Origin of the sequence: Devosia riboflavina (assembly GCF_000743575.1) — a bacterium.
GTDB lineage: Bacteria > Pseudomonadota > Alphaproteobacteria > Rhizobiales > Devosiaceae > Devosia > Devosia riboflavina.
This window is the reverse complement of record NZ_JQGC01000004.1, coordinates 189,454-195,808: the sequence shown is the minus strand read 5'-3', so window position 1 is coordinate 195,808 and position 6,355 is coordinate 189,454. Positions and strand designations below refer to the sequence as shown.

Here is a 6,355-nt window from a genome sequence, read left to right as displayed (position 1 = left end):
CACGCCGCGTCCGGGTGGCGAGCGTGGCAAGGGCGGCGCTACCCGCGACGCCAACGCTCTGCGGGAAGCGGCTGCCGGTCCTGCCCGCGATGCCCGCAATCCGCTGGCTCCGGCTCGCTCGGTGAAGCCCCCGCGCGCCGATGGTCTCAAGGCCAAGCCGCGTTGGACAACAGCGGCGAAAAAGTCCGCTGCGCGCAATCGGCGCGGTGAGGGCTAATCAAAACAAGGGGCGGCCGAGAGGCCGCCCTTTTTTGTTTCAGAAGCGCCGTTCGATGCCGGCCTGTTTCATCACCGCATTTGCTGTGTGGCGAGATAGGCTACCGCGATCGACGGTAAATGTCCTATCCGTCAGCGGGCTGTACCAGATTTCATGATCGCCCTTTCCCTGGCGGCGAAAGGTGCAGCCGGCGGCTTTCAGCGCTTCGGTGATCTGCGCATAAAAGCCTTTGACCATCAGGCGGCGTGGCCGGGCCGAATGGTAACCTGAGACAGAATGCAAATATCAAAAGTTTCGCCGGGCAAGGGGCGCGTGGCGAGGTGATGGCCGTTGTCATCCATCAGTTCCGGCGTGACGGCGAGAACGCGATCAAGCAGGCCATCCAATGTCCGGGACTCGGTGACAAGGCCCGGAACGTCGTCGCTGGTGGCGACCCACATATTGGACTTTTCGTCCCACTGCGCCGTAACGAGCAGCTTCTTTGGCATGGCGGAGCCTCCGATCACAGTCATTGAACCATAGGCAGTGACGCTGCGGCAAGCCTTACGCGACCGACGCCATGTAGATCACGTCGCGGGCGCCGGAGCCGGCTTCGCCAATGCCGGGGGAGAGGCGCTCGAGGAAGCTGAGGGCCCAGTCGTCGACATTGTGGGCGCGGGCGGCGGCGTCGAGGGCCTGCCAACGGTCCCTGCGCTCTTCGAGCGACATATCGAGCGCCATGCGCAGGGCTTCGGCGGTCTCGTCGGTATCGAAGGGATTGACCAAGAGGGCCTCGGGAAAAATCTCGGCGGCTCCTGCGAAGCGGGAGAGGACGAGAACGCCAGGATTTTCCGGATTCTGGGCGCCGATATATTCGTGGGCGACGAGGTTCATGCCATCGCGCAAGGGCGTGACGAGGGCGACGCGAGCGAGGCGGTAGAGGCCGGCAAGGCTCGGTTGGCCATAGGCGCGTTTGACATAGGTGAGGGGCGCCCAATCGGGCTCGGCAAAGCGGCCCATGACGCGGCCGCACATGGCGTCGAGCGTGTCGCTGGTCTCCTGATATTCCTTGATCGTGTCGCGGGAGGGCGGGGCGACCTGAAGCAGGTGCACATTGCGGCGGAAGCGCTGGTTGTTGGCGAGGAGCTTTTCATAGGCTTCGACGCGCTGGGGCAGACCCTTGGAATAGTCGAGGCGGTCGACGCCGAGGATCAACGCTTGCTCGCCGAGGGCGCGGCGCATGCGGTGGATCATCTTCTTGGCGGCGGGGCTGGCGGATAGGCGCGCAAAGGCTTCGGGGTCGGAACCTATGGGGAAGGCGGCGATTTCGGTTTTGGAGAAATCCACCGCTTCCGTGGCGCGGGTGCCGAAGGTCGAGGGCGCCTGGTGCTCGGCGAAATCGGTGAAGGCGGCGACGTCGCGATTGGCCTGGAAGCCGATGAGATTGTAACGCGAGAGATCGCGCATCAATTCGCCATGGTGGGGAATGGCATAGAGCGCGTCGGCGGTGGGGAAGGGGATATGGAGATAGAAGCCGATGCGATTCTTTGCGCCAAGGCTGCGCAATTCGCTCGCGAGCGGGATCAGGTGGTAGTCGTGCACCCAGATCACGTCATCCGGCTTGAGGAGCGGCATCAGGGCCTTGGCGAACTGCGCATTGACGCGGCGATAGCCCTCGTACCAATGGCTTTCGATCGTCGCGAGGTCGAGCCGCAGGTGGAAGCTGGGCCAGAGGATCGAATTGGAAAAGCCGGAATAGTAGGCGCGGTGATCGTCGGGCGAAAGGTCGATCTGAGCGATGTTGAGACCGTCGATATCTTCGAAGCGCGGCTTGGCATCGGGGCTTTCGGTGAGCTTGCCGGACCAGCCGAACCAGAAGCCTTCGCGTTCGCCCAATACTTTCTTGAGGGCCACGGCGAGACCGCCTGCGGCGGGGCCCTTGCCGGGTGTGCGATTGGAAACGATGACGATGCGGCTCATGGCAGACGGGCCCCCTGTATAAAGATCAAAGAACGGCCGGGCGCGAAGGCGTCCGGGCCGAGGTCGTGTGAATGTGCGATCAGACGCGTTTCAGTGCGCCGTTGTCTCGGTGAGAACCGGTTCGGCGCGATGCACCAGGTCGCCGAGGCCGCCGATCAGGGCACGGACCGAGGTGACATCGGCGATGCGCAGGCGCGCTGCGGTTTCACCGGGGCCGATCTTGATGCCGACGCCGCCCAGTTCCTGTGCAGCGCGGAAGGCGTCTTCATCGGTGACGTCGTCGCCGATGAAAATAGGTGTGCGGCCGATGAAGGGTTCTTCCTGCATGAAGGCGCGGAGGGCTGCACCCTTGTCGAAGCCGATGGGGCGGGCCTCGTAGACCATTTTGCCTTCGACCAGCGAATATTGTGGGTGGTCGGCCAGCACCTCTTCGAGGGCGCGGAGGCAGGCGTCGGCCAGTTCAGGTGCCTGGCGATAATGGAGGGCGACCGTGCCGGGCTTGGGTTCGATCAGGAGTTCGGGATGGGCGACGGCCAGCGGTTCGATGGCGCGGGCGATCTCTTCCGCTCCAGCAATGAGTTCTTCGTCGACTTCTTCCATCGAGCCATCGGCGCGGCGGCGCTGCGAGCCATGGGCACCAGCGATCGGGAGATGCAGGGGAGCGAGGAAGCGGTCGATGTCGGCGATTTCGCGGCCGGTGAGGACAGCGAAAGCGTTGTCGAATTCGCGGGTGATGCGGTTGATCTGCTCGGCCAGATCATTTGGCACATGAACCGAGTCCGGTGTCTCGGCGATTTCCACGAGCGTGCCGTCGAAGTCGGTGAACAGGGCGAGTGCGGGCACCTCCGCGCCGGTTTCGAGAAGAGTCTGGTTCATCGGGATTCCTCACATGGCACTTTGGGGGTCATGCAGGGGAACGCCAGGGAGCGGAAAAGGTTCGCGCCACATGCCTGCCATGCACGCGGCGGGAATATGAACGAAACATTAATCACGCATTCGTGACCCATTCAGCGATGGAGCGATATGGCTTGTTCCAACGTTGCTGCAATACGTCCTGCCTGATCGGCCAGGGCGAAAAGTTGAGGGAAAACAACATTAAATGCGTCCGCTCCTGTCCAAACCCGCTCAGTCTCAAATGCTGCTGTCGGCCCTGTTCGTCGCGGCTTTGAGCTTCATTACGCTCGCTGCATCCTTTGCCGAAATGCCGGCAGAAAATGCTTCGGCCCAGGCCGGCATTCATGAATAAGGCGGGACTTTCGGATCGTGACCGGCTCTCGCTGAGCCTTTGGCGCGTGGTCCTGCCCATGCCGAAAACGGCGCAAGTCGTGGCCGGCGCTGCGCGGCGTCCGCTGAAATCGCTGCGCAAGGTTCAGGCGAGTGGGATGCCTTTGTTGCCCTTGTCGCGCTGATAGATGGCGGAGAGGTCGGCATAGGCGGCGCTGATATCGTCGAGGCGCGCGAGGAGGTTTTCGCGGTGGCCGCGATCGAGGCCCGCGACCATTTCCTGCAGACCACGGCTTTTGAAGAAAGCGTTGGTACGGTTGTAGAGCGGGCGGTCAGGAGGGACTTCGCTGCGATCGGGATCGGGCACGGCATAGACAGATTGCAGGATCTGGATGTCGTAGGGGATGCCAAAGCTGTCGCGGCTGTCTTCGTAGGTGAAGAGATAATAGAAATTGTCGAAGCCTGACCAGGTGATGCCGGAGAGGCAGAGCGAGCAGGGTTCGTGCGAGGTGAGAAAGACGCAGTCTTTCGTTGCCGGACGCTAATCCGCAGGCAGTTCGAAGAAACGCTTGATGGCATGCATTTCGCCGTGCCAGAGCGGGTTTTCCGTCTCGTTATTGGTTTCGGCTACCACTACCGACAGGTCCGATTTTCGCAGGATCGCCGCGCCGAAGAGCTTGTTGCCCTGGGCGACACCGCGCGCGGTCATGGGCACCACGTCGTGCTCGATGACGTCGAGCAGGCGCGAGATGAAGTCGGCCGTATCCAAGCTGATTACTCCTTGACCCGCACGAGGCCGATCAGCGGCACGGCTGCCGCATCGAGGAGGCGCAGGCTATCCGCGGAGAGGTCGTAGCCGTTGACAGCGACGAGGGCGGCGAAAAAAGCACTTTCCTGGGCCATGATGTCAGGCTGGCAGGCCATGCGGGTCGAGGCGGGGGGCGCAAATTGCAGCTTGGTTTCATCCATGGTCGCCTGGGTGAAATAGCTGTTGCAGCCGGCGTGGCCGTCGACGCGGAGGTCGGCGGCAATGGTGAGGGTCAGCGGTTGGGTGCCGAGGATGGGGCTGCCGCCGATGCTGGTTACGGTCCAGGTCGTGTTGATGAGGTTCTGGTCCAATTCGGGCTCGGGAGGCGTCGGGGCGATAGGTGCCCTCGTGACAAGGATGGAAACCGGGGCAGGTGCGCTCAGGTCAACGGGGACGGCAATGTCGTTACGCCACATTGCGGCACCGCCGACGCGGATTTCGGCGATGAGACCGAAGGCGCCGCTGGATTTTGCGACATCGCTGCGAACGGCGAGGGAGAATTGCAGCGGCACCTGGCCACCGGCTGGGATGGCGGCGCTGGCACCGACTATCGGCTGGCCATTGGGCAGGGCGACGAGGCCGACATGCAAGGTTGCGCCGGGAGGCAGGGCCATGCGTTCGCGATAGAAGACGTCGCCGGTCAGCGTCAGGTCCTCTGCGCTGGCGGCGCCGACGAGCAGCATGAACGAGAGCACGAGTGTCAGGAGTCGATTGAGCATGGCAGTCCTCCCAATTTCCTTGCGAGCCTAAACCAGCATGGGTTCACTGGCGAGGCAAAGCCGCGGAAGCGGTTAAGCACCTCGTTCGCGATGGGTCACGAGGAAGGGTGGATCGAGGGGGAATTCCTCAAGATTGTTGCCATCGCCGCCGCGGTCGACGACGAGGAAATCGGTCTCCTTGTCGAGCGTGGTGAGGACGCCGTGCCAGGTGTTCATGGCGATATTGACGCCCTGGCTGGGGCCCGGAAGGAAGGCGCGGATATTGATGGGCGTGCCGCTCTGGTCTTCTGCAACGATGACAAGCCAATGGGCTTCGCCGATGGGATAAAAGGCCTGGCTGCCGAGGGGGTGGCGCTCGACGAGGGGCAGGCTGAGCGGCAGGGCGTAGGGCTGGCCGCGGAAGATGGAGATGAGCGGGCGGGCGTGGACGCCGCCCAGCTCGACCTTGGCGAGATCATGGAAGCGTTCGGTCTTGCCGGTGTTGATCGGATAGTGATGCGCGCCCGAAGTCTGGATCACCTGGCCGAAGGGGGCGAAGGCGTCGGGGGTCAGCGGCTCGATGTAGATGGTGCGATCGCTCATGGTCAGAACGGGAGCTTCGCGTGGCGGTTGACGTCCTTGTAGAGGAGGTACCGGAAGCGCTCGGGGCCGGCGTAACAGGCCTGGGGGCAGAAGGCGCGCAACCACATGAAATCGCCGGGCTCGACCTCGACCCAATCGCGGTTGAGGCGATAGACCGCCTTGCCTTCTAGCACATAGAGGCCATGTTCCATGACGTGGGTTTCCTCGAAGGGGATCACCGCGCCGGGCTCGAGGGTGACGATATTGACGTGCATATCGTGGCGGAGGTCGGTGGGCTCGACGAAGCGCGTGGTGCCCCAGGTGTTCTTGGTGTCGGGCATCCAGCGGATGGGTTCGTCCTGCTCGTTGGTGACGAAGGCGGGCGGGATGTCGATGCCTTCCACCACTTCATAGCGCTTGCGCACCCAATGGAAACGGGCAGGGGACGTGGTGCGGTTGACGAGGCTCCACTGCGTACCGGGCGGCAGGAAGGCGTAGCCGCCCTCCTTCAGGATATGCGGCTCGCCGGCAATGGTGAGATTGATCTGGCCGGCGACGACGAAGAGGACGCCTTCGGCTTCGGGGTTCTGCTCCGGACGTTCGCTGCCGCCGTCGGGAAAGACTTCCACGATGTATTGCGAAAAGGTTTCGGCAAAGCCTGAGAGCGGGCGGGCGATGATCCAGGCGCGGCTATCGCGCCAATGGGGCAGGTACGAGGTCACAATGTCGCGCATGACGCCGTTGGGAATGAGCGCATAGGCCTCGTTAAAGGTGGCGCGGCCGGTGTGAAGGGCCATCTGCGACGGCAGGCCGGCGATAGGAGAAGCGTAAGTGGAGGCCATGAGCTCTAGTTCAGTCTGGACGATT

General features: G+C 63.1%; 9 protein-coding genes and 1 pseudogene. 2 read left to right on the top strand and 8 right to left on the bottom strand.

The features are described from left to right. The coding region (locus JP75_RS26455; protein ID WP_035080602.1) for a hypothetical protein at positions 1-217 on the top strand (217 nt) is incomplete at its 5' end. A gap of 39 nt (positions 218-256) precedes the next feature. On the opposite strand, the gene JP75_RS06330 is transcribed toward JP75_RS26455, so the two are convergent. The 4 genes from JP75_RS06330 to otsB all read right to left on the bottom strand — a co-directional run bounded on the left by JP75_RS06330 (position 257) and on the right by otsB (position 3,052). Then, positions 257-454 (bottom strand): type II toxin-antitoxin system HicA family toxin, encoded by a 198-nt coding sequence (locus JP75_RS06330; protein WP_035080601.1) that lies wholly within the window; start codon positions 452-454, stop codon positions 257-259. Further along, positions 454-705 carry a DUF1902 domain-containing protein gene (locus JP75_RS06325; RefSeq protein ID WP_051960424.1) on the bottom strand — a complete coding sequence of 84 codons (252 nt, stop codon included), beginning with the start codon at positions 703-705 and terminating at the stop codon, positions 454-456. The genes JP75_RS06330 and JP75_RS06325 overlap by 1 nt, the downstream gene beginning before the upstream one ends. 55 nt (positions 706-760) lie before the next feature. Continuing rightward, positions 761-2,176, bottom strand: coding sequence for an alpha,alpha-trehalose-phosphate synthase (UDP-forming) (locus tag JP75_RS06320; protein WP_084587513.1), 1,416 nt, complete (start codon positions 2,174-2,176; stop codon positions 761-763). A gap of 90 nt (positions 2,177-2,266) precedes the next feature. Beyond that, on the bottom strand, positions 2,267-3,052 hold the full coding sequence (otsB, locus tag JP75_RS06315) for a trehalose-phosphatase (RefSeq protein WP_051960423.1): 786 nt from the start codon (positions 3,050-3,052) through the stop codon (positions 2,267-2,269). A gap of 223 nt (positions 3,053-3,275) precedes the next feature. Between otsB and JP75_RS26450 the strand changes: the two genes are divergently transcribed. Beyond that, positions 3,276-3,422 (top strand): hypothetical protein, encoded by a 147-nt coding sequence (locus tag JP75_RS26450; protein WP_160194646.1) that lies wholly within the window; start codon positions 3,276-3,278, stop codon positions 3,420-3,422. Between the two features lie 123 nt (positions 3,423-3,545). Here JP75_RS26450 and JP75_RS06310 read toward each other — a convergent pair. From JP75_RS06310 to JP75_RS06295, 4 genes and pseudogenes are all read right to left on the bottom strand, one after another. Further along, positions 3,546-4,175: pseudogene (locus tag JP75_RS06310) on the bottom strand (nucleoside deaminase). Next, positions 4,175-4,927 (bottom strand): META domain-containing protein, encoded by a 753-nt coding sequence (locus JP75_RS06305; RefSeq protein ID WP_035080599.1) that lies wholly within the window; start codon positions 4,925-4,927, stop codon positions 4,175-4,177. The pseudogene JP75_RS06310 and the gene JP75_RS06305 overlap by 1 nt, the downstream one beginning before the upstream one ends. A 72-nt stretch (positions 4,928-4,999) precedes the next feature. Further along, complete coding sequence (locus tag JP75_RS06300) at positions 5,000-5,509, bottom strand: ureidoglycolate lyase (RefSeq protein ID WP_035080597.1); 510 nt, start codon at positions 5,507-5,509, stop codon at positions 5,000-5,002. A gap of 2 nt (positions 5,510-5,511) precedes the next feature. Next, a complete protein-coding gene (locus JP75_RS06295; RefSeq protein WP_035080595.1) occupies positions 5,512-6,330 on the bottom strand; it encodes a bifunctional allantoicase/(S)-ureidoglycine aminohydrolase in 819 nt (272 codons plus the stop codon). Positions 6,331-6,355 lie beyond the last annotated feature (25 nt).